This window comes from Micromonospora sp. NPDC003816 (assembly GCF_042874705.1).
GTDB lineage: Bacteria > Actinomycetota > Actinomycetes > Mycobacteriales > Micromonosporaceae > Micromonospora.
The window spans coordinates 1-19,713 of record NZ_JBIANP010000005.1 but is presented as its reverse complement, the minus strand read 5'-3'; the positions used below and the strand labels follow the sequence as shown (position 1 = coordinate 19,713).

Below are 19,713 nucleotides of genomic sequence, written 5' to 3'. Positions count from 1 at the left end.
CGTGCCCCGCCCGTGTCCGCCGCGTCGATCATGGAGTCGTGGCGGGAACAAAAGCCGTCTACATGTCGATATCGACTACCACTAGTCCATGATCGCCGGGCACGGCGCCGGGCACGGGCACGGCATGGGGGTCGGGGTGGGGGTGGGGCGCTTGCGGTGGGGGTGTGCGGCACCGGCTCGCCTGACGGCCGTCACTCGCTCAGCGAGTGCAGGGCCTTGGTGTAGGCGGGCGGGACGTAGCTGGGGCCGCCGCCGGGGGTGAAGACGTCGGAGGTGGCGGCCGTGGCCCACGCGCTGTCCGGTACGGCGGCGACCAGCGTGCGGACGACCGGGGCGTCCCGCCAGTCCGGCTGCTGGGCGAGCAGGCTCAGTGCCACCACCGACTCCTCCACCTCGCCGACGCACTCGAACGGCTTGTGCCCGTCCACGCCGAGCAGTTCCCGGTAGCCGGGGATCTGCGACTCGTCGGCGAGCAGGTCACCGCCGAAGATGTGGGTGATCCGCTCCCGGGACATGAACGGTGCCAGGGCCAGGAAGACGAACCGGCACTTGGGGCAGTCGCGGCACCAGCGCTCGCTGGCGTCGCGCAGCTTGAACGCCGCGTTGCAGCTGGTCACCACGTCGTCGTACCGGTCGATGGTGGCGAACAGTCGGGCGATGTGCAGCTCCGACAGCGGGCGCAGCAGGGAGAAGTACGGTTCGGTGAGCCCGGCGTGCTCGGCCAGCGCCGCCCGGAGCAGCCCCTCGGCCTCGACGCCCTTGGACCACTGGTGGTTGACCTCGTGGCCGTTCCAGACGAGGTTCGGGTCGGAGGCGGAGCGCTCGTTGGACATGACCACCGGTCCGAGCCCGTGCAGCACGGCGGTGGCGACCGCGATCAGCGAGTTGATCGCGGTGACCGGGATGTGCCCGTTGCGGGCGCCGGCGGCGTTCAGCTCGAACAGCACCGGGTCGAGGCGTCGCCGGGCGGCCAGCGGGGTGAGTCCGGAGGCCGCGTTCACCGCGTTGATCACGTGGTTCGGGTTGACCGAGAAGGGGACCGGGTCCAGGCCGGCGCGACGCATCGCCTCCAGGCTGACGATCGAGTCCTTGCCGCCGCCGACCGCGCTGAGCGGTCGACGGTCCGAGTTGTCGTACTCGCCGACGGCGGCGACCCGGCCCTCCGGGATCACCGGGGACAGGTCGAGCACGTACGGCAACTGGTTGCGGTAGGCGTACTCGGCCAGGCCCTTGGTGTAGACGGCGGTGACGAACCCGGCGGCGGCCGGGCCCAGCGGCGCCGGCAGCACCAGCTGCCCCGGCGCGGCGGCCTTGTAGTAGCTGACGCCGGCCACGACGTGCAGCAGCTCCAGCACCCGGCCGAGCGCCGCCACGGCGGCGTCCGACGGTGACTCCTCCGGCACCGGAAGCGTGATCACCTCGGTGAACCGTTGCTCGCCGTCGGGCCCGGTCAGGGCGTAGTCGAACAACGCCTCCCCGGTCGAGAGATCGATCGAGTAGGACGGGAAGGTGAACGCGTCCATCCGCGCCAGCTGCGTATTGGGCACACGCCATACTAGGCCCTGGTTCGTCCGGCCGTGCCCGGCTCCGCCGGACCCCGCACGTGCCCCGTTGCCGTCGCACCCGAGGAGAAGCTGTGCGCCTGTCTGACCTGCGCGGACGTACCGTCGCCGTCTGGGGGGCGGGTCGGGAGGGACGAGCCGCGGTGATCGCGATCGCCGCCCACGGCCCGGCCGACCTCGTCGCCGTCGACGACAGCGCCAACTTCCTCTCGCTGCCCTGGGAGGGGCCGCTGGCGGAGGCGGCCCCGCTGGTCACCGGCGAGGAGGGCTTCGCCCGGTTGGCCGCCGTCGACGTGGTGGTCCGGTCGCCGGGTGTGCCGCAGACCCACCCGTGGCTGGTGGAGCTGCGTCGCCAGGGTGCCACCGTCACCCAGGGCACCTCGCTCTGGATGGCCGACCACGGCCCGCGCACCGTCGGGGTGACCGGCAGCAAGGGCAAGAGCACCACGTCGAGCCTGATCCACCACCTGCTGACGGCGGTGGACCGGCCGAACGTCTTCGGCGGAAACATCGGCGTGCCGACGCTGGACCTGCCCGAGGCCGAGCTGTACGTGCTGGAACTCTCCAGCTACCAATGCAGCGACCTGACCGACTCGCCCCGGGTCGCGGTGGTCACCGCCCTGTTCCCGGAGCACCTCGACGCGCACGGCGGTGAGCGGGAGTACTACCGGGACAAGCTCAACCTGCTGGCGTACGGGCCGAACACCGTGGTCGTCAACGGTGGCGACCCCCGGCTGCTCGTCGAGTTGGGCGACCGCGCGGCGGTCCGCGCCGGCACCGCCGAGTCGGTGAACGTGGCCGCCGGCCCGGACGGTACGCCCTGGTTCCACCGGGTCGACCAGCCGCTGTTCCCCCGGGCGGTGCTGCCGCTGGTCGGCCGGCACAACGAGGGCAACCTCTGCGTGGCGCTGGCCGTGCTCGACGCCCTCGGCGTGGACCTGGTCGACCGTAAGGACACCCTGGCCGTGGCCGTCGCCGGCTTCCAGGGGCTGGCCCACCGGTTGACCGAGATCGTCGACCCGTCCGGCCTGACCTTCGTCGACGACACGCTGGCGACCAGCCCGTACGCGGCCATGCACGCCATCGACGCGTACGACGGGCGGCCGTTGACCGTGATCGTCGGTGGTGCCGACCGGGGCGTGGACTACACCCCGCTGCGCGAGCACCTGGCCGAGCGGGAGCTGACCGTGATCGGCATCCCGGACAGCGGAGCGCGCATCGTCGAGGCGTTGGACGGGCTGCCGAAGGTGCGCACCGAACTGGTCGAGGACCTGGCCGACGCGGTCCAGTTGGCCCGGCAGGTCACACCGGCCGGTGGCGTGGTCCTGCTCTCCCCGGCCGCGCCCAGCTACGGTCGGTTCCGCAACTTCGAGCACCGCTCGGAGGTGTTCGCCGAGGCGATCCGCGCCACCGCCCCGGTCTGACCGCCCTACCGGGTCAGGACCTCGTGGACGGTCGCTGGACCAGCGTGGTGTGCAGCGTACGCATGGAACGGATGGCCGAGCGGATCTCCTGGAGGTACCGGCCGGGGGTGAGGGTGGGCTCGGGCAGGCGGGTCAGGTCTGGCCGGGCGGGGTCCACTCCGACGGTGTCGATCTCGCAGCCGTACGGCACGGCCAGGGTGCGCAGCGCGTCGCAGTGCTGGAACGGTACGTAGATCGGTGCGGTGACCAGCAGGACCGGCTCGCCGGGGGAGAGCCGGGCGTGTTCGGCCCAGAACCGCTGCGTGTCGGCGGTGTGCGCGCGTCGTCGCTGCGGCTCGCTCGACGGGGCGGCCAGCACCCGCACCGGCGGTAGCCCGGCCGGTCGGTAGGTCCGTGACGACCAGGAGTGGTGCGGATGTCCGGCGTCGACCCCGTCGGTGGCGTCCGGTCCACGCAGCCCGAAGGTGCGCCGGACCGCCGCGTCGAGCACGTCGACCTCGGTGTCTCCGCCGGCCACGTCGGCGTCGGCGAGTGTCCGGCGTTCCGTCTCGGACAGTGGCCGGAAGCTGCCCAGCACGGCCACCTCGCCGGTGACGTCGACCCGGTCCCGCAGCAGGTGGGCGGCGTAGGTCACCCGGCGCAGGCAGGCGTGGGCCAGGCCGCCCAATACCACCAGGTGCGCGTACCGGGTGCGGGCCGGTGGGCGGGGACGGACCAGACCGAGCGTGTCCGCGGCGGTCAGGATCCGGGCGCGGCGCTGCGCGTCGAGGTCGGGTTCGCGGGCCTCGGGCCGCTCCCGACCCGCGCGGAAGTCCCAGTGCGCGGCGGAGAACTCGTCGAGCGCGGCCAGCACGGCACCGAGGTCACCGGCGGGCCATCGGCCGTCGAAGTCGGCGACCAGTTCCCGCATCGGCGTGCTGTCGACCCAGCGGCTGATGCCGTCGGTGATCGCGGCGACCGGGTCGGTGGGGTCGCTGCACGGCAGCGGGACGGGATCGCGTGTGCCGGTGGGTGGCGGCGGTCCGGCGGCGGGGGGTGACGCGGCCACGGGCGGTGGGACGGGACGCTCGGGCACGGATCGGATCGTACCGGCCGACGGCCCGGCACGGCGGTCGAGCGGCCCGCAGGGGCGGTGTGACGTGGGCCGGGTCGTTCACGGCGGTGGTCTGGACGGTCGCTCGCGGCGGCGGTACGGCCGTTTGCCCTGTCGTTCCTGCCCGCGGTGGCCCTGCACGTCCAGGCATACCGGCGGAGTGCTGGCGGAAAACGTGGGCCGGTGCCCGAGCCGGCGACCGGAAGCGTGGTCGACACCGCCGTAGACGACGGAAAGCGTTGACGTTCTGTCAGCGGCTGCCGACCACCGGGCGACACGTTGGCTCTTGTCCGGGCAGCGACGGTGGTGACACCGTCGCGGTGACCGCGAACCGAAGGGTGCGACGATGACCGACGACCTGCTGGCCCGGCACCGGGCCGTGCTCCCGTCCTGGATGCCCCTCTACTACGCCGAGCCGATCGAAATCGTCTCCGGCGAGGGCCGCCGGGTCACCGACGCGCAGGGGCGCACCTACCTGGACTTCTTCGGCGGGGTGCTGACGAACATGATCGGCTACGACATCGCCGAGATCCGCGAGGCGGTGCAGCGGCAACTGTCCACCGGGATCGTGCACACCTCGACGCTCTATCTGATCCGACAGCAGGTCGAGTTGGCCGAGAAGATCGCCCGGCTCTCCGGGATACCGGACGCCCGGGTCTTCTTCACCAACTCCGGCAGCGAGGCCAACGAGGCCGCGCTGCTGATGGCCACCAACTACCGTCGCTCGCACCAGATCCTCGCGGTCCGCAACAGCTACCACGGCCGCACGTACGCGACGATGGGCGCCACCGGCAACCGGGGCTGGTCGGCCAGCGCGCTCAACCCGCTCCAGGTGGCCTGGCTGCACTCCGGTGAGCGGCTGCGTGGCCTGCTCGCCCGACTGCCCGAGGGCGACCGGGTCGACGCGGCGGTGGAGGACCTGCGCGAGGTGCTCGCCACCCAGACCTCCGGCGACGTGGCCTGCCTGATCGCCGAGCCGATCCAGGGCGTCGGCGGGTTCGTGCACGGGCCGGACGGCCTGTTCGCCGGATGGAAGAAGGTCCTCGACGAGCACGGCATCCTGCTGATCTCCGACGAGGTGCAGACCGGCTGGGGGCGCACCGGGGAGCACTTCTGGGGCTACCAGGCCCACGGTGTCACCCCCGACCTGCTCACCTTCGCCAAGGGCGTCGGCAACGGGTTCGCACTGGCCGGGGTGGTCGGCCGGGCGGAGGTGCTGGAGTCGGTGCCCGCGATCAGCTTCTCCACCTACGGCGGCAACCCACTGAGCACCGCCGCCGGCAACGCCGTCCTGGACTACCTGCTCGACCACGACCTCCAGGCCAACGCCGCCCGGGTCGGCGCGATCCTCGGCGACGGCCTGCGCGCCGCGGTGGCCGGTCTCGACCAGGTCGCCGAGGTACGCGGCAAGGGCCTGATGCTCGCCGTGGAGTTCGTCCGGCCGGGCACCGACGAGCCGGACCCGGCGCTGACCGGGCGGGTGTTCGAGGCGTGCCGGCAGGGTGGGCTGCTCGTCGGCAAGGGCGGGTTGTACGGCAACGTGCTGCGGATGGGGCCGCCGTTGACGCTCACCGAGGAGGAGGCCCGCGAGGGGCTGGCCGTCCTGGTCGAGGCGATCCGGGCCGCCAGCAGCGGGGAGGTTGACCAGTGAGCGCGAGCGCGAGGAGTGAGCCGGTTCTGCGAGCCCCGCAGTCGCGAACGGAAGGTGGTGCAGTGAGCGCGAGGAGTGAGCCGGTTCTGCGAGCCCCGCAGTCGCGAACGGAGGGCGGTGCCCTGAAGCTGATCGGGCACTTCGTGGACGGCAGGCGGGTCAGCGGCACCTCCACGCGGCGGGGGGACGTGTTCGACCCGGCCACCGGTCGGCGTACCGCAGAGGTGGAGCTGGCCTCCGCCGCGGACGTGGCGGTGGCCGTCGAGGCGGCCGCGCGCGCCGCGCGGACCTGGCGGGACGCGTCGCTGGCGAAGCGGTCGGCGGTGCTGTTCGCCTTCCGGGAGCTGGTCAACGCCCGCCGGGACCGGCTCGCCGAGGTGATCACCGCCGAGCACGGCAAGGTGCTCGCCGACGCCGCCGGGGAGGTGCAGCGCGGCCTGGAGGTCATCGAGTACGCGTGCGGCATCCCGTCGGCGCTGCGCGGCGGTTTCAGCGAGAACGTCTCCACCGAGGTCGACTCGTACAGCCTGCGGCAGCCGCTCGGGGTGGTCGCGGTGATCAGCCCGTTCAACTTTCCGGTGATGGTGCCGCTGTGGTTCGTGCCGGTGGCGGTCGCCGCCGGCAACGCGGTGGTGCTCAAGCCGAGCGAGAAGGACCCGAGCGCGGCGCTGCTGCTGGCGGAGTGGTTCGCCGAGGCGGGCCTGCCCGACGGGGTGCTGAACGTGGTCAACGGTGACGCCGAGGCCGTGGACGCGTTGCTGGACCACCCGACGGTCAAGGCGGTGTCCTTCGTCGGTTCCACGCCGGTGGCACGGCACGTCTACCAGCGCGGCACCACCGCCGGTAAGCGGGTGCAGGCGCTCGGCGGCGCGAAGAACCACATGGTGGTGCTGCCCGACGCGGATCTAGACCTGGCCGCCGACGCGGCGGTCAACGCCGGGTTCGGGTCGGCGGGGGAGCGGTGCATGGCGATCTCGGCGCTGGTCGCGGTGGAGCCGGTCGCCGACGACCTGGTGGCCCGGATCGCGCAGCGGATGGCCGGGTTGCGTACCGGTGACGGGCGGCGCGGGTGCGACATGGGTCCGCTGGTCACCGCCGCGCACGCGGACCGGGTCCGGTCCTACGTCGAGGCGGGGGTGGCGGCCGGTGCGGTGGCGGTGGTCGACGGCCGGGACGTGACGCCCGACGGCGACCCGGACGGCTTCTGGCTGGGCCCGACGCTGTTCGACCGGGTCACCCCGGACATGTCGATCTACACCGACGAGATCTTCGGCCCGGTCCTCTCGGTGTTGCGCGTGGGCTCGTACGACGAGGCGGTCGAGCTGGTCAACGCCAGCCCGTACGGCAACGGCACGGCGATCTTCACCAACGACGGCGGTGCGGCCCGCCGCTACCAGCACGAGGTGGAGGCGGGCATGGTCGGTGTCAACGTGCCGATCCCGGTGCCGATGGCGTACTACTCGTTCGGCGGCTGGAAGGCGTCCCTCTTCGGTGACCTGCACGCGCACGGCGCCGACGGGGTGGCGTTCTTCACCCGGGGCAAGGTGGTCACCAGCAGGTGGTTGGACCCCCGCCACGGTGGGGTCAACCTCGGCTTCCCCACCCAGACCTGAGCAGGCGCAGGACGCCCGCCCCGGCCAGGTAGGCCACCAGGGCGGCGACCGGCAGGCCGAGCGGCTCGGGTGCGGTCTTGGCGGTGGCGCTGTTGGCCACCAGGGCGTACCCGACGGCGGCGAAACCGGCGACGGTCAGGACGCCCCGCACGGCGACCCGTCGTGGGTGCGGCCGTCCGTCTTCCGGCGGGCGGTCCGCATCGGCGTCGGGTCGGCCCGGTGCCGGGGTGGCGGGCCCGTTCCGGCGACTCGCGGTGGAGCGGCCGGTGCGGGCCTCGATCGGGCCGAAGACCGCGACCAGTGCGGCGAGGACCACGGTGAGCAGCAGTACCCAGGGCAGACGCCAGGCCAGCCAGGCGGCCGACCCGGCTGGTGGGGTGGGCAGGACACCGAGCCGGTCCAGCGCGCCGACCAGCAGGATCACCGCGCTCAGGTGCCACAGGAAGACGGTGAGTACGACCGAGTTGACGGCGATCACGGCCTGCCAGGGGCGGCTGCGGTGCAGCCAGCGCTCGGCCCGCTCGCGCAGCAGCAGGATCAGCCCGAGCTGGGCGGTGGCCACGGCCAGCAACGCGACGCTCGGCGGAGCCGCGTTGTCCAGTCGATGTCCGGGCAGGTTGATCATGCTGACCGGGTACGGGCCCACGGCGGTGAGCAGCACCGCGACGCCGAGACCGGCGGCGGTCAGCACCACGGCGGCACGGCGGGACATCGGCAGGCAGCGGGTCCACCGGCTGCCCGCGCCGGACCCGGCCGGGTCGCAGTGCCCCCGGCGGGCGTCGTACCAGGCGAAACCGACCTGGTGTACGGCCAGCCAGCCGAGCAGGTAGTTGGGCAGTGCCGCCGTCTCGTACCCGATCGCCCGCCCGAGGTCTCCGGCAGCCACGAGCAGCGCCATCACCACCGGTACGGCCAGTCCGAAACGGCGGTGCAACGCGTACATGAGCGGGGTCAGCGGCACCACGACGAGATAGGCGGCGAGGAACCACAGCGGGATCGTGGCGAACCAGACGACGGTGCGGACCATGCTCGGCTCGACCCCGACCAGCCGGGCCACCACCGCGCCCCCGGCCAACACCAGCACCAGCACACTGGTCGGACGCAGCAGCCGGGCGCTGCGCCCGAGCAGCCACCCACCGGCGTCTCCGCCACGATCCCGGTGCGCGGTCAGCGAGGCGGCGTTGGCGTAGCCGCCGACCAGGAAGAACACCGGCATCACCTGGACCGCCCAGGTCAGCGGGTAGGCCCACGGGATCGCGGGCAGGGCGGAGTGACCGTCGGGCTGCCCGTGCTCGTCGTAGCCGATCGTCGCGACCGCCCAGTGCCCGAGGACGACCATCATGATCGCCACGGCCCGCAGCAGATCGAGGTAGCGCTCGCGGTCGGCCGGCGTCCGTGCGGCGAGTCGGGCCAGGCGGCGCATGGTCCGAGGGTATGCGCCCGTGAAGCGGAGCGGGCGGCCGATCGCCGTCGTGGAGGGCATCGCCGAGACTGGGACGATGAGACGCGTGGAGGGCACACCGGTCACTCTCAGCCCGCACGATCCGCACTGGGCGGTGCTGTTCGCGCAGGAACGGGTCGCCCTGGAAACCGTTCTCAGGCGGTGGCTGGTGGGGTCGGTCGAGCACATCGGCTCGACATCGATTCCCGGCCTGGCGGCAAAACCGATCATCGACATGATGGCGCCGGTACGCAGCCTGTCGGAGGCGGTTGCGGCGATCGAAGTGGTGACCGCTCTCGGCTACCGCAACGGTGTGCACCGCCCGGAGGAAGCGCACTATTTCTTCAAGCCGGCGACCGACAACTGGTGGGAGCGCACCTGTCAGCTCCACCTCACCGAGCCGACCTCACTGCTCTGGCGGCGACGCATCGCGTTCCGCGACGCGCTGCGGGGGCGTGTGGACTACCGGTCCCGGTACGAGCAGCTCAAGCGCGATCTCGCGCGGGCGCACGGCGCCGACCTGGCAGCCTATGCGCGCAACAAGGACGACTTCGTCAACGAGGTCCTCGGCGTCCGTGACAGGACGCAAGCGCCAGCCGTCGACTACCCGGACCGGTGACTCGGGGAGTCCGGCAGGATCTCGCCATCGGCCCTCTGCCGGCGGTTCAGAGTGTCCTCCCGGCCGCCTTTGCTCTGCTTCAACCAGCGCAACGAATTCGAGCCGATCATGTGGCGTGGGTTGAAGCAGAGCAAAGGAGGCGAAGGAGGGTCAGGTGGCCGCGCCTGCGGTGATCGGATGGCCGATAGCAAATGGCGCAGATCAATGAGTGTCGCCAATGTGCGCGAATGCGGGGCAACGTGCTCCCGCTGCCGGCCGGGGTGGCCGGGGTGGCCAAGGCCGACGGTGGCGCGGGGGTCAGGTGGGTGGCGGGACCAGGCGGGCGTGCAGGGCGGTCGGGTCGGTCACCTCGGGCAGTTCGCGGGCGGCCAGCCAGGCCGCGGCGGCGGCGCCGTCCCCGGCCGGTCGGACCGGGGCGTACGGCCAGCGTCGTCGGGCCTCGGCGTGGACGGCGGCGGCCAGCGGGGTGTCGCCGGTCAGCAGCCCGCCGCCGAGCACCAGGACGTCGGTGTCGTCGGCCGCTCGGATCCGGCCGACCGTGTCGGCGAGGTGGGTGCCGGCCGTGTCGAGCAGTGCGACCCCGGTCGGTTCGCCGGCGGCGGCGGCGTCGAGCACCAGCGGGGCGAGGCGGGAGAGCTCCACCGGTGGGCGACGTGTGGCGGCCTGCACGACCGCGTCGACGGTGTCGCGGGGGCGGGCCGCGATCTCGGCAGATCCGGTCAGTTCGGTGAGCACCCGTCGGCCGAGGTCGCCCGGGTCGATGCCGCTGTCGAGGGCGGTGAGCAGTCGGCGTACCGCCTGTCGTCCGAGCCAGAAGCCGGAGCCGGCGTCGCCGAGCAGCCAGCCGTGTCCGTCGGCGACGCGGTCCAGGCGTAGGTCGCGGACCCTGGCGGCGATGGCGCCGGTGCCGGCCACGAGGACGGTGCCCCGAGGGGCGGCGGTGGCGGAGGCGTACGCGATGAGGGCGTCGCCGTGCACCGCGTACGGGCAGCGGAGGCCGGCGGTCCGCCAGGCATCGGCGAAGGCGGCGCGCCCGGCGGGGTCGGCCTGGAGGCGGCCCGCTCCGGCGAGGCCGATGGCGCCGGCGCGTACCCGGGTCGGGTCGATGCCGGCGAGTGCCGCGCGCAGGGCGGTCAGGAGCTCCCCGGCGGCGCGGGTGGCGCCGTGGCTCGTGGGGTTGCCGCCGCCGGCTCGGCCGGTGCCGAGACGGCCGCCGTCGAGGGTTACGGCGAGCGCCCGGGTGGACGTGCCGCCGACATCGAGGCCGATCACGACGGTGTCGGACATCGGCATCCAACCTCCTTGATCGATCTGCGTTCATGCTGGTCGCGGTGCCTCTCCGGGGCAAGAGGCGGATCCGGGCCCGGACAGTGCGTCAGGTAACAGTTTGAAAACTTCGCCCACGGTCTTGACACGGAGGTGGCTTCAGTAAGAACTTTTACCACTATCAGTTAACAGTCTTTTCCGAAAGGCGTCCCATGGTTGATCACGAGGCGGACACCTCCGCGGGCACCGCGGTGGCCGACGCCGACCGGGTTGACCGGCGGGGCGCCATCGGCGTCGCCTCGGGCGGGATACTCGCTCGGGTGCGCAGCGGGTCAGACGAGCTGACCGGCGCGCTGCGCCGGGTCGCCGAGCACGTCCTCAGCGACCCGGAGGCGGCGGCGCGGGCCACCATCGTCGAGCTGGCCGAGCGCAGTGGCACGTCACCGGCCACGGTCACCCGGTTCTGCCGGGCGATGGGCTTCGACGGCTACGCCGACCTGCGGTTGGGCATCGCCTCCGAGACCGGCCGGGCCCGCTCGGCCGGGTGGACCGTCGACATCGGACGCGAGATCCAGCCCAGCGACCCGCTGGACCGGGTCCTGGAACAGATCATGGCGGCCGACACCCGGGCCATGCACGACACCGCCGCGCTGCTCGACCTCGACGAGGTGGAACGGGCCGCGAACGCCATCGCCGGGGCCAGCCGGGTCAACATCTTCGGTGCCAGCGGCAGTGCCCTGGTCGGCGAGGAGATGCAGTTCAGCCTGCACCGCATCGGGGTGGCCGCCTGGGCGTGGAACGACGTGCACTCCGGGCTCGCCTCCGCCGCGCTGCTGCGCCCGGGCGACGTCGCGCTGGGCATCTCGCACAGCGGCCAGACCCGGGAGGCCATCGAGATGGTGGCCGAGGGCGGCAGCCGGGGCGCGACCACCATCGCGCTGACCGGGTTCCGTCGCTCGCCGCTGGCCGAACTGGCCGACGTCGTGCTGCTGACCGCCAGCCACGCCACCACGTTCCGTCCGGACGCGCTGTCGGCCCGGCATCCGCAGCTGGTCGTCCTCGACCTGCTCTACATCGCGGTCGCCCAGCGCACCCACGACCGCGCACACGCGGCCTTCCGGCGTACCGCCCAGGCCGTCGACGGGCACAAGGCCGCGAGGGGAGCCAGCGCATGATCAGCGCCCAGGGGTACGCGGACGCCGTCCGCCCCGTTCTCGACCGTCTCGTCGACCGGGGGCACGAACCGCTCGGCCGGGCCGCCGACCTGATCGCCGGCAGCCTGCGTGACGGTGGGGTGCTCCAGGCGTTCGGGGCCGGGCACTCGGAGGCGTTCGCGGCCGAGCTGGTGGCCCGGGCCGGCGGGCTGGTGCCCACCAACCGGCTCACCCTGCACGACCTGGTGCTGCACGGCGACGCCCCGCGCGACGTGCTCGCCGACCCGAAGCTGGAGCGCGACCCGGCCATCGCCCACCAGCTCTACGAGATCGCCGCGCCGCAGCCGCAGGACGTGTTCGTGGTGGCGTCCCAGTCCGGCATCAACGGCTCGGTGGTCGAACTGGCCCTGCTGGTCACCGGTCGCGGTCACCCGTTGATCGCGGTCACCTCGGTCGAGCACACCGGACGGGTCGCTCCGCGCCACCCGTCGGGCCGGCGGCTCGTCGATCTCGCCGACGTCGTGCTGGACAACGGCGCGCCGTACGGTGACGCACTGCTGCCGCTCGAGGGCGGCGGCGCGGTCTGTGCGGTCTCCTCGGTCACCTCGGCGCTGCTGGCGCAGCTGCTGACCGCGGAGGTCGTACGACGGTTCCACCAGGCCGGAGAGGCACCCCCTATCTACCTCTCCGCCAACGTCCCCGGTGGGGACGAGCACAACCTCGCCCTCGAGTCGCGGTACGCCGGTCGTCTCCGGCGCACCGCCTGACCCGACACCACAAGGAGAGTCAGAGATGTCCGTTTCCCCCGATCTGAACCGCCGGACCCTGCTGCGCCGCGCGGCCGCCGCGGGCCTCCTGGTGACCCCGGCCGCGGGTCTGCTCAGCGCCTGCGCGGGCAGCACGCCCAGCGAGAACACCGACAACGCCGGGGAGAAGAGCACCGACAACCCCTTCGGCGTGCAGGCTGACAGCGCCGTGAAGGTGGTCATCTTCAACGGTGGGCTCGGTGACGCCTGGGCGAAGGAAGACCAGGCGATCTTCAACGCCAAGCACCCGAACATCACCGTCAACATGAGCTCCACCCAGAAGATCAAGACCGAAGAGCAGCCCAAGATGGCGACGCAGCCGAGCGACGTCGTGATGAACTCGGGCGCCGACATGATGGACATCAGCACCCTGGTCAACGAGGGCGCCATCGAGCCGCTGGACGACCTGCTCGCCGCCCCGGCCTGGGAGGGCGGGGGCACCGTCGCCGACACCCTGCTGCCCGGCACCGTCGCCGACGGCACCTTCCAGAGCAAGTTCTACGTGGTCAACATCGCCTACACGGTCTGGGGTAACTGGTACAACTCGGCCCTGTTCGACCGGGAGGGCTGGGCCCCGCCGAAGACCTTCGACGAGTTCTTCGCGCTCGCTCCGAAGATCAAGGCCAAGGGCATGTCGCCGTACGTCTACGACGCCGTGCACGGCTACTACCCGCGCTGGGCGCTGATGGCCACGGTCTGGAAGTCGGCCGGCAAGCAGGCGGTCATCGACATCGACAACCTCAAGGAGAACGCCTGGCGGGCCGACGGCATCCTGCCTGCCCTGGAGGTGTGGGAGAAGCTGGTCAAGGACAAGCTGGTGCTCCCGGGCAAGCTCGACCACACCCAGTCGCAGCAGGCCTGGCTCGACGGCAAGGCGGCCTTCATCCAGGTCGGCACCTGGCTCAAGAACGAGATGGCGGCGACCATCCCGCCGGGCTTCGAGATGAAGATCTCCGACTACTGGGGCCTGGGTGCCACCGACAAGGCGCCCAACGACGTCTACGCCGGTGCCGGCGAGGGCATCGTGGTGCCGAGCAAGGCCCCGAACAAGGCGGCGGCCAAGGAGTTCCTGCGGGCCGTGCTCTCCAAGGCCGGTTCGGCGAAGTTCGCCGAGCTGACCAAGTCCCTCGCCTCCACCACCGGCTCCGGCGACAACGTCCAGGACTCGGCGCTGGCCAGCGCCAACGACCTGATGAAGAACGCGCCCAAGGACCTGGTCTCGATCAAGTTCTGGAACTTCTACGCGGACCTGGACAAGGAGAGCCAGAACCTCTCCCAGGAGCTGATGGCCGGCCGGCTCACCGCCGCGCAGTTCGTCGACAAGATGCAGGCCGCCGCCGACAAGGTGGCCAAGGACTCGTCCATCACCAAGCAGACCCGCGACGCGTGACACCCGCCGGACCCAACCGAACGAGGAAGTGAGAGACATGCGGCACGGTGTTGGCCGTTTCGTCACGGGTTTCCTGGCACTGCCGGTCGGCCTCTACGTCTTCTACGTGGTGTGGCCCTTCCTGCAGGCCGCCGGGTACTCGCTGACCGACTGGGGAGGCTACTCCGACAGGCAGCAGTTCGTCGGGCTGGACAACTACATCCGGCTGTTCTCCGACGAGCTGATCAGGAAGGCGTTCTGGCACAACGTCTTCTTCCTGATCACCGTGCCGCTGTTCACCATCGCGCTGGCCCTGTTCCTCGCGTTCCTGCTCAACGTGGGCGGACGCGAGGACAAGGCCGGCATCCGGGGCGTCTTCGGCTCCGGGTTCTACAAGGTGATCTTCTTCTTCCCGCAGGTGCTCTCCCTGGTCGTCATCGCGGTGATGTGGCAGCAGATCTACCGCGCCGACAGCCAGGGCCTGATCAACGGCCTCCTGATGAAGATCGGGCTGGTCAGCGAAGAAGACCCGATCACCTTCATGTACGACCCGGAGCCCTTCCTCGGCGTACCGGCGGTGTTGTGGTGGTTGTTGCTGATCGCGGTCTGGAGCGGCGCCGGTTTCTACATGGTGCTGTTCTCGGCGGCCATGCAGTCGATCCCGAAGGACGTCTACGAGGCGGCCATCCTCGACGGCGCGGGACGCTTCCACACCTTCTTCCGGATCACCCTGCCGCTGCTGCGGGACACCGTCTCGGTGGCCTGGGTCTACCTGGGCTTCATCGCCCTGGACATGTACGCCCTGGTCTTCGTGATGACGCCCAGCCAGGGCGGACCCAACCACGCCAGCGAGATCTTCGCGTCGGTGCTGAACTTCACCGCCTTCCAGAAGGGCCAGTTCGGCTACGCCTGCGCCATGGGCGTGGCGCTGGCGATCTTCACGATCCTGCTGGCCGCGCTCCAGCTCCGGATCACCCGTCGTGAGCGGATCGAGTACTGAGGAGACCTGGACGATGAGCACGGTGACCCACACCCCGGGTGGCCAGGCCGGGCCCGACCAGGCCCCGCCGCCGGGACGTACGCCGGCCGAACGCGCCGCCGTCGGTGGCGGTCGTGCCGGGGCACGGTTCTTCAACGGCTTCTCGCATCTGTTCCTCGCCGTCTGGGCGATCATGGTGTTCTACCCGCTGCTGTGGGTGGTGATGTCGGCGCTCAAGACCGACTCGGAGGTGATCCGCAAGCCGCTGTCGCTCATCCCGGAGCAGTTGCAGTGGCACAACTTCGGTCGGGCCTGGACCGAGGGGCACATCGGCGAGTTCTTCCTCAACACCGTGCTGGTGTTGACCGGCAGCGTCTTCCTCACCATGCTGCTCGGCTCGATGGCCGCCTACGTGCTCGCCCGCTACGAGTTCCCCGGCAACCGGCTGATCTACTACATGTTCCTGTCCGGTCTGACCCTGCCGATCTACCTCGCCGCGGTGCCGCTGTTCAAGGGCGTCTACAACACCGGTGTGGCGCTGCCGTTCCTCGGCCCGAACAAGCACCTGATGCTGATCCTGGTCTACGTGGCGTGGTCGCTGGCGTTCACCGTCTTCTTCATGCACTCGTTCTTCCGGACGCTGCCCAACGCGATCGCGGAGGCGGGCATGGTCGACGGGGCTTCGCACAGCCGGCTCTTCTTCAGCGTGATGCTGCCGATGGCCAAGCCCGGCCTGATCAGCATCGGCATCTTCAACGTGCTCGGCCAGTGGAACCAGTGGTACCTGCCGACCCTGCTCATGCAGTCGGTGGCCGGCGAGCCGAAGAACCAGGTCATCTCCCAGGGGCTGATCGAGCTGTCGGTCAACCAGGGCTACCGCTCCGACTGGTCCGGCCTGTTCGCCGGGGTGACGATGGCGATGCTGCCGGTGCTCATCGTCTATATCGTCTTCCAGCGCCAGGTGCAGTCCGGCCTCACCGCCGGCGTCAGCAAGTAGCGCACACCGTCCGCCCCCGGCCCACCGGTCGGGGGCGGACTTGACCTCGACGTCGGTTGAGGTTGCACGATGCCCTCTCGGTCTACCGAGGGAGCAACCGTGATCGACCCCGCCGCCAGCATCCGGATCGCCCGACCGTCCCGTGACCTCGCGGTCGCGGAGCACTTCTATCGCGACGGGCTCGGCCTGCACGTGCTCTGGCGAGGGCAGGGCGGTCCCGGCGAGCACGACCTGATCATGCTGGGCTGGCCGGAAGCCTCCTGGCACCTGGAACTGGTCGGCGGCCCGCACCTGGCGGTCCGACCGACACCGGGCCCCGAGGACCTGCTCGTGATCTACCTCGGCGAAGCTCCCGACGAGAAGCTCGTCCCCCGACTCGAATCCGCCGGTGGTCGCCGGGTCTCCCAGGGCGCCTACTGGGACCGGTGGGGGATCACCGTCGAGGATCCGGACGGCTACCGCCTCGTGCTGTCCCACCGCTCGTGGTCGAACGCCGACTGACTCTGCTCCTGCCCGCGGGGGTGTCGTACCCGGGCGGAAGAATGCTGTTCGTGCTGGTGGCGGTGGTGCCCGACGAGCGGGGCGGGGGAGTGCTGCAACCCCTCGACCCGGCGGGCGCCGCCGTGGGGCAGCCGGAGCCGACCGCCGACCTGGCCGCCGCGGTGGCCGCCCGGGAGCGGGCCGACTCGCCGCGCTGGGTCTGGGCCTGCGGCACCACCCTTTATCCGGCGCTGCTGCGGGCCGGTGTCCGCGTCGCTCGCTGCCACGACGTGGAGCTGACCGAGGCGTTGCTGCTCGGCTACGCCGGCCGCTTCGGTGAGCCCCGCGCGTTGGCGGCGGCGTGGGCGCGGTTGACCGGCGCGCCGGTGCCGGCCGATCCGCCGCCGCGCGTGGCCGCCCCGCCGGGCGGTGGGCAGGGCGCGCTCTTCGACGCCGTGCCCGGGCCGCCGGGTCCGGGCATCACGGCGTTGACCGGGGTGTACGCCGATCAACTCGACCGGATCGCGGCGACCGGGGCACCGGGGCGGTTCCGGCTGTTGGTGGCGGCCGAGTCGGCCGGTGCGCTGATCGGGCCCGAGATGGGTGCGGCTGGCCTGCCCTGGCGCGCTGACGTGCACGACGCGATCCTGACCGAGCTGCTCGGGGAGCCGTCACCGGTGGGCGGGCCGCCCCGCCGACTGGCCGAGTTGGCGGCGCGGATCGCCGAGGCGTTCGGCGTACGGCAGGTGCACGCGGACAGCCCGGCGGAACTGCTGCGGGCGTTCGCGCGGGCCGGGGTGGAGCTGCCGAACACGCGGGCCTGGGTGCTGCGGGGAGTGGACCATCCGGCGGTGCCGCTGGTGCTGGAGTACAAGGAGCTCTATCGGATCTGGACGGCGCACGGGCGGGCCTGGCGGGACGCGTGGGTCCGCGAGGGGCGGTTCCAGCCGGAGTACGTTCCCGGTGGAGTGGTGTCGGGCCGGTGGGCGACCCGTGGTGGTGGCGCGTTGCAGATCCCGAAGGTGATCCGTCGTGCGGTGGTGGCCGACCCGGGGTGGCGGTTCGTGGTGGCCGACGCGGGGCAGTTGGAGCCTCGGGTGCTGGCGGCGGTCTCCGGCGACACCCGGCTGGCGGCGGCGGGTGCCACCGGTGACCTGTACGCTGCGCTGGCCCGGGACGCGTTCGGTGGTGACCGGGGTCGGGCCAAGCTCGCCCTGCTGGGGGCGATGTACGGGCAGACCGGTGGTGCGGCGGTGCCGGCCCTGGCGGTGCTGCGGCGCAACTACCCGACCGCGTTCGGTCATGTCGAGGCGGCGGCCCGCACCGGTGAGGCGGGTGGGCTGGTGCGGTCGTGGTTGGGGCGTACCTGTCCGCCGGGGACGGCCGGGTTCGGCGCGGGTGACGACGGGCCGTCCGACCCGGATGCGGCCGGTGACCCGCAGTCGCCCCGGGCCCGGGCGGCCCGGTCCCGTGGGAGGTTCACCCGCAACTTCGTCATCCAGGCCACCGCCGCCGAGTGGGCCTCGACGCTGCTCGCGGTGCTGCGGGGCGAGTTGGCCGGCACCGAGGCCGAGTTGGTCTTCTTCCAGCACGACGAGGTGATCGTGCACTGCCCGGCCGCGCAGGCCGAGCGGGTCGCCGAAGCGGTCGACCGGGCCGGGCGGCGGGCCACCGCTCTGTTGTTCGGCGAGACCGCGGTGCGGTTCCCGTTGGACCTGTCGGTGGTGGAGTGTTACGCCGACGCGGCGTGAGCGGCGCGCGGCGGGCCGGGGTGAGGCCGTCGACGTCCGGTCGGCGTCGATGGTGGGCGTGACGCGTGGACGGGGCGGCTTCCCGGGCTCGCCGTGCTCGTCGGCGCAGGTCGCGTCGCGCAGAGTTCACCCTGATTTCGGCTGCCGGGCATTGTGCAAATGAGCCGGTTGACCGTGTCTGACCTGCGGTTTCTTCCGCGCGTTCGGTGTGCCACCCTGGTGCCTCCAACTTGACCACTCCGGTCGGGGAGGTGGCGATGCCGGGGAGGCGGAATGGCCAGACGCGTCTATGTGCACATCGGTGCCCCGAAGACGGGCAGCACCTTCGTGCAGAACGTGCTCTGGAGCAACCAGAACGTGTTGCGCAAGGCCGGGATCCTGCTGCCGGGCAGCGCGGTGGCGCACGACCAGGCGATGGCGGATCTGCGTGCGGCGCACTGGCGTGACGCCGGGGTGTACTGGACGTGGGACCGGCTGGCCGAGAAGGCGCGCCGGTGGTCCGGCGACGTGATCATCAGCAACGAGGGGCTGGGTGCGGCGACCGGTGCGCAGGCGGCCCGGGCGATCGAGAGCCTGCAACCCGCCGAGGTGCACGTGATCGCGGCCGGGCGGGACCTGTGGCGGACCTTCCCGTCGACCTGGCAGCAGAGCATCCGGGCGCGCAGCACCTGGCGCTTCGACGGTTTCCTGCGGGCCGTCGAGGCGGGCCGCTTCGACACCTTCTGGGACAACTACACCGCGCCCCGGATGCTGCGCCGCTGGGGGGACCTGGTGCCGGCAGCGCAGCGGCACCTGGTGGTCGTGCCGCCGCCCGGTGCCCCGCGAGACCTGCTCTGGCACCGTTTCGCCGGGGTGCTGGGCATCCCGGACGGCCTGTGCGAGCTGACCGCACCGACCTCGAATCCCTCCCTGGGTGCTGCGGAGAGCGAGTTGCTGCGCCGGGTCAACCAGGCGCTGGGGGACAGACATCCGCTGCGGACGCCGTACCAGAAGGTGGTGCAGCGGCACCTGGTCGACGCGGTGCTCAAGGAGCGCGCCAACGACCTGCGGTTCGGTGTCGGCCTGGACCGGGCTGCGTGGGTGTGCGACCTCGCCGAGCAGCAGATCGCGGAGATCCGGGACTATCCGTGCACGGTGGTCGGTGATCTGGACGAGTTGCGGCCCACCGAGATGGAGCGGACGGTCAGTCCCGACGAGTTGGACGACGGGCAGTTGCTCGACGTGGCGATCGAGACGATCGTCGCGATGCTCGGGCATGCCGATTCTCTCGGTCGGCGGGCCGAGGGCCAGGCCGACGAGATGCTGTCGCGGCTCAAGGCGCGAGCCGCCGGTGGCGTCAAGCGCCGTCTTCGGCTGGCCGGTCGCCGGTCCTAGGTCGGGCGTTTCACAGGAACTGGCCGGTCTGCGGCGGGCCAGACGCGAGCGACCGGCGACCCGTCGGCGGGTCGCCGGTCGTCACTCCTCGTGCCGGTCAGGCTCCTGCGGCCGACTTGAGGTCGGCGGCCCGG

The 19,713-nt window shown here is 71.8% G+C and carries 16 protein-coding genes; 12 read left to right on the top strand and 4 right to left on the bottom strand.

The window, feature by feature from the left end; translation table 11 throughout:
- Window positions 1–191 precede the first annotated feature (191 nt).
- Window positions 192–1,547, bottom strand: a complete 1,356-nt coding sequence (locus ACFYTT_RS18075; RefSeq protein ID WP_387260501.1) for a hypothetical protein — start codon at window positions 1,545–1,547, stop codon at window positions 192–194.
- An 89-nt stretch (window positions 1,548–1,636) separates the two neighbouring features.
- Here ACFYTT_RS18075 and murD point away from each other — a divergent pair, with 89 nt between their 5' ends.
- Window positions 1,637–2,986 (top strand): UDP-N-acetylmuramoyl-L-alanine--D-glutamate ligase, encoded by a 1,350-nt coding sequence (murD, locus tag ACFYTT_RS18070; protein ID WP_387260498.1) that lies wholly within the window; start codon window positions 1,637–1,639, stop codon window positions 2,984–2,986.
- Between the two features lie 13 nt (window positions 2,987–2,999).
- On the opposite strand, the gene ACFYTT_RS18065 is transcribed toward murD, so the two are convergent.
- A complete protein-coding gene (locus ACFYTT_RS18065; protein WP_387260495.1) occupies window positions 3,000–4,061 on the bottom strand; it encodes a hypothetical protein in 1,062 nt (353 codons plus the stop codon).
- Between the two features lie 364 nt (window positions 4,062–4,425).
- On the opposite strand from ACFYTT_RS18065, the gene ACFYTT_RS18060 reads away from it, so the two are divergent.
- Window positions 4,426–5,730 (top strand): aspartate aminotransferase family protein, encoded by a 1,305-nt coding sequence (locus ACFYTT_RS18060; protein ID WP_357218442.1) that lies wholly within the window; start codon window positions 4,426–4,428, stop codon window positions 5,728–5,730.
- Window positions 5,731–5,852: 122 nt separating this feature from the next.
- The gene (locus tag ACFYTT_RS18055; protein ID WP_387260990.1) at window positions 5,853–7,343 is read left to right on the top strand and encodes a CoA-acylating methylmalonate-semialdehyde dehydrogenase; all 1,491 of its coding nucleotides are present in this window, start codon (window positions 5,853–5,855) and stop codon (window positions 7,341–7,343) included.
- Here ACFYTT_RS18055 and ACFYTT_RS18050 read toward each other — a convergent pair.
- The gene (locus ACFYTT_RS18050; protein ID WP_387260491.1) at window positions 7,315–8,766 is read right to left on the bottom strand and encodes an acyltransferase; all 1,452 of its coding nucleotides are present in this window, start codon (window positions 8,764–8,766) and stop codon (window positions 7,315–7,317) included. The genes ACFYTT_RS18055 and ACFYTT_RS18050 overlap by 29 nt on opposite strands.
- A gap of 76 nt (window positions 8,767–8,842) precedes the next feature.
- On the opposite strand from ACFYTT_RS18050, the gene ACFYTT_RS18045 reads away from it, so the two are divergent.
- The gene (locus ACFYTT_RS18045; RefSeq protein WP_387260488.1) at window positions 8,843–9,403 is read left to right on the top strand and encodes a GrpB family protein; all 561 of its coding nucleotides are present in this window, start codon (window positions 8,843–8,845) and stop codon (window positions 9,401–9,403) included.
- A 297-nt stretch (window positions 9,404–9,700) separates the two neighbouring features.
- Here ACFYTT_RS18045 and ACFYTT_RS18040 read toward each other — a convergent pair whose 3' ends face one another.
- Window positions 9,701–10,690: an N-acetylglucosamine kinase gene (locus ACFYTT_RS18040; RefSeq protein ID WP_387260987.1), complete on the bottom strand. Its 990-nt coding sequence runs from the start codon at window positions 10,688–10,690 to the stop codon at window positions 9,701–9,703.
- Between the two features lie 191 nt (window positions 10,691–10,881).
- Here ACFYTT_RS18040 and ACFYTT_RS18035 point away from each other — a divergent pair, with 191 nt between their 5' ends.
- The 8 genes from ACFYTT_RS18035 to ACFYTT_RS18000 all read left to right on the top strand — a co-directional run bounded on the left by ACFYTT_RS18035 (window position 10,882) and on the right by ACFYTT_RS18000 (window position 19,579).
- Window positions 10,882–11,844 (top strand): MurR/RpiR family transcriptional regulator, encoded by a 963-nt coding sequence (locus tag ACFYTT_RS18035; protein ID WP_131055506.1) that lies wholly within the window; start codon window positions 10,882–10,884, stop codon window positions 11,842–11,844.
- Window positions 11,841–12,590, top strand: a complete 750-nt coding sequence (locus ACFYTT_RS18030) for a sugar isomerase domain-containing protein (protein ID WP_387260485.1) — start codon at window positions 11,841–11,843, stop codon at window positions 12,588–12,590. The genes ACFYTT_RS18035 and ACFYTT_RS18030 overlap by 4 nt, the downstream gene beginning before the upstream one ends.
- 25 nt (window positions 12,591–12,615) lie before the next feature.
- Complete coding sequence (gene ngcE, locus ACFYTT_RS18025) at window positions 12,616–14,019, top strand: N-acetylglucosamine/diacetylchitobiose ABC transporter substrate-binding protein (protein WP_131055511.1); 1,404 nt, start codon at window positions 12,616–12,618, stop codon at window positions 14,017–14,019.
- Window positions 14,020–14,056: 37 nt separating this feature from the next.
- Entirely contained in the window at window positions 14,057–14,998 is a 942-nt protein-coding gene (locus ACFYTT_RS18020; protein ID WP_131055513.1) for a carbohydrate ABC transporter permease, read from the top strand.
- Window positions 14,999–15,011: 13 nt separating this feature from the next.
- On the top strand, window positions 15,012–15,974 hold the full coding sequence (locus ACFYTT_RS18015; RefSeq protein ID WP_131055515.1) for a carbohydrate ABC transporter permease: 963 nt from the start codon (window positions 15,012–15,014) through the stop codon (window positions 15,972–15,974).
- Between the two features lie 102 nt (window positions 15,975–16,076).
- Window positions 16,077–16,475, top strand: coding sequence for a VOC family protein (locus ACFYTT_RS18010; RefSeq protein ID WP_387260984.1), 399 nt, complete (start codon window positions 16,077–16,079; stop codon window positions 16,473–16,475).
- 41 nt (window positions 16,476–16,516) lie between these two features.
- Window positions 16,517–18,205 carry a bifunctional 3'-5' exonuclease/DNA polymerase gene (locus tag ACFYTT_RS18005; protein ID WP_387260480.1) on the top strand — a complete coding sequence of 563 codons (1,689 nt, stop codon included), beginning with the start codon at window positions 16,517–16,519 and terminating at the stop codon, window positions 18,203–18,205.
- A 273-nt stretch (window positions 18,206–18,478) separates the two neighbouring features.
- Entirely contained in the window at window positions 18,479–19,579 is a 1,101-nt protein-coding gene (locus ACFYTT_RS18000; protein ID WP_387260477.1) for a hypothetical protein, read from the top strand.
- Window positions 19,580–19,713 lie beyond the last annotated feature (134 nt).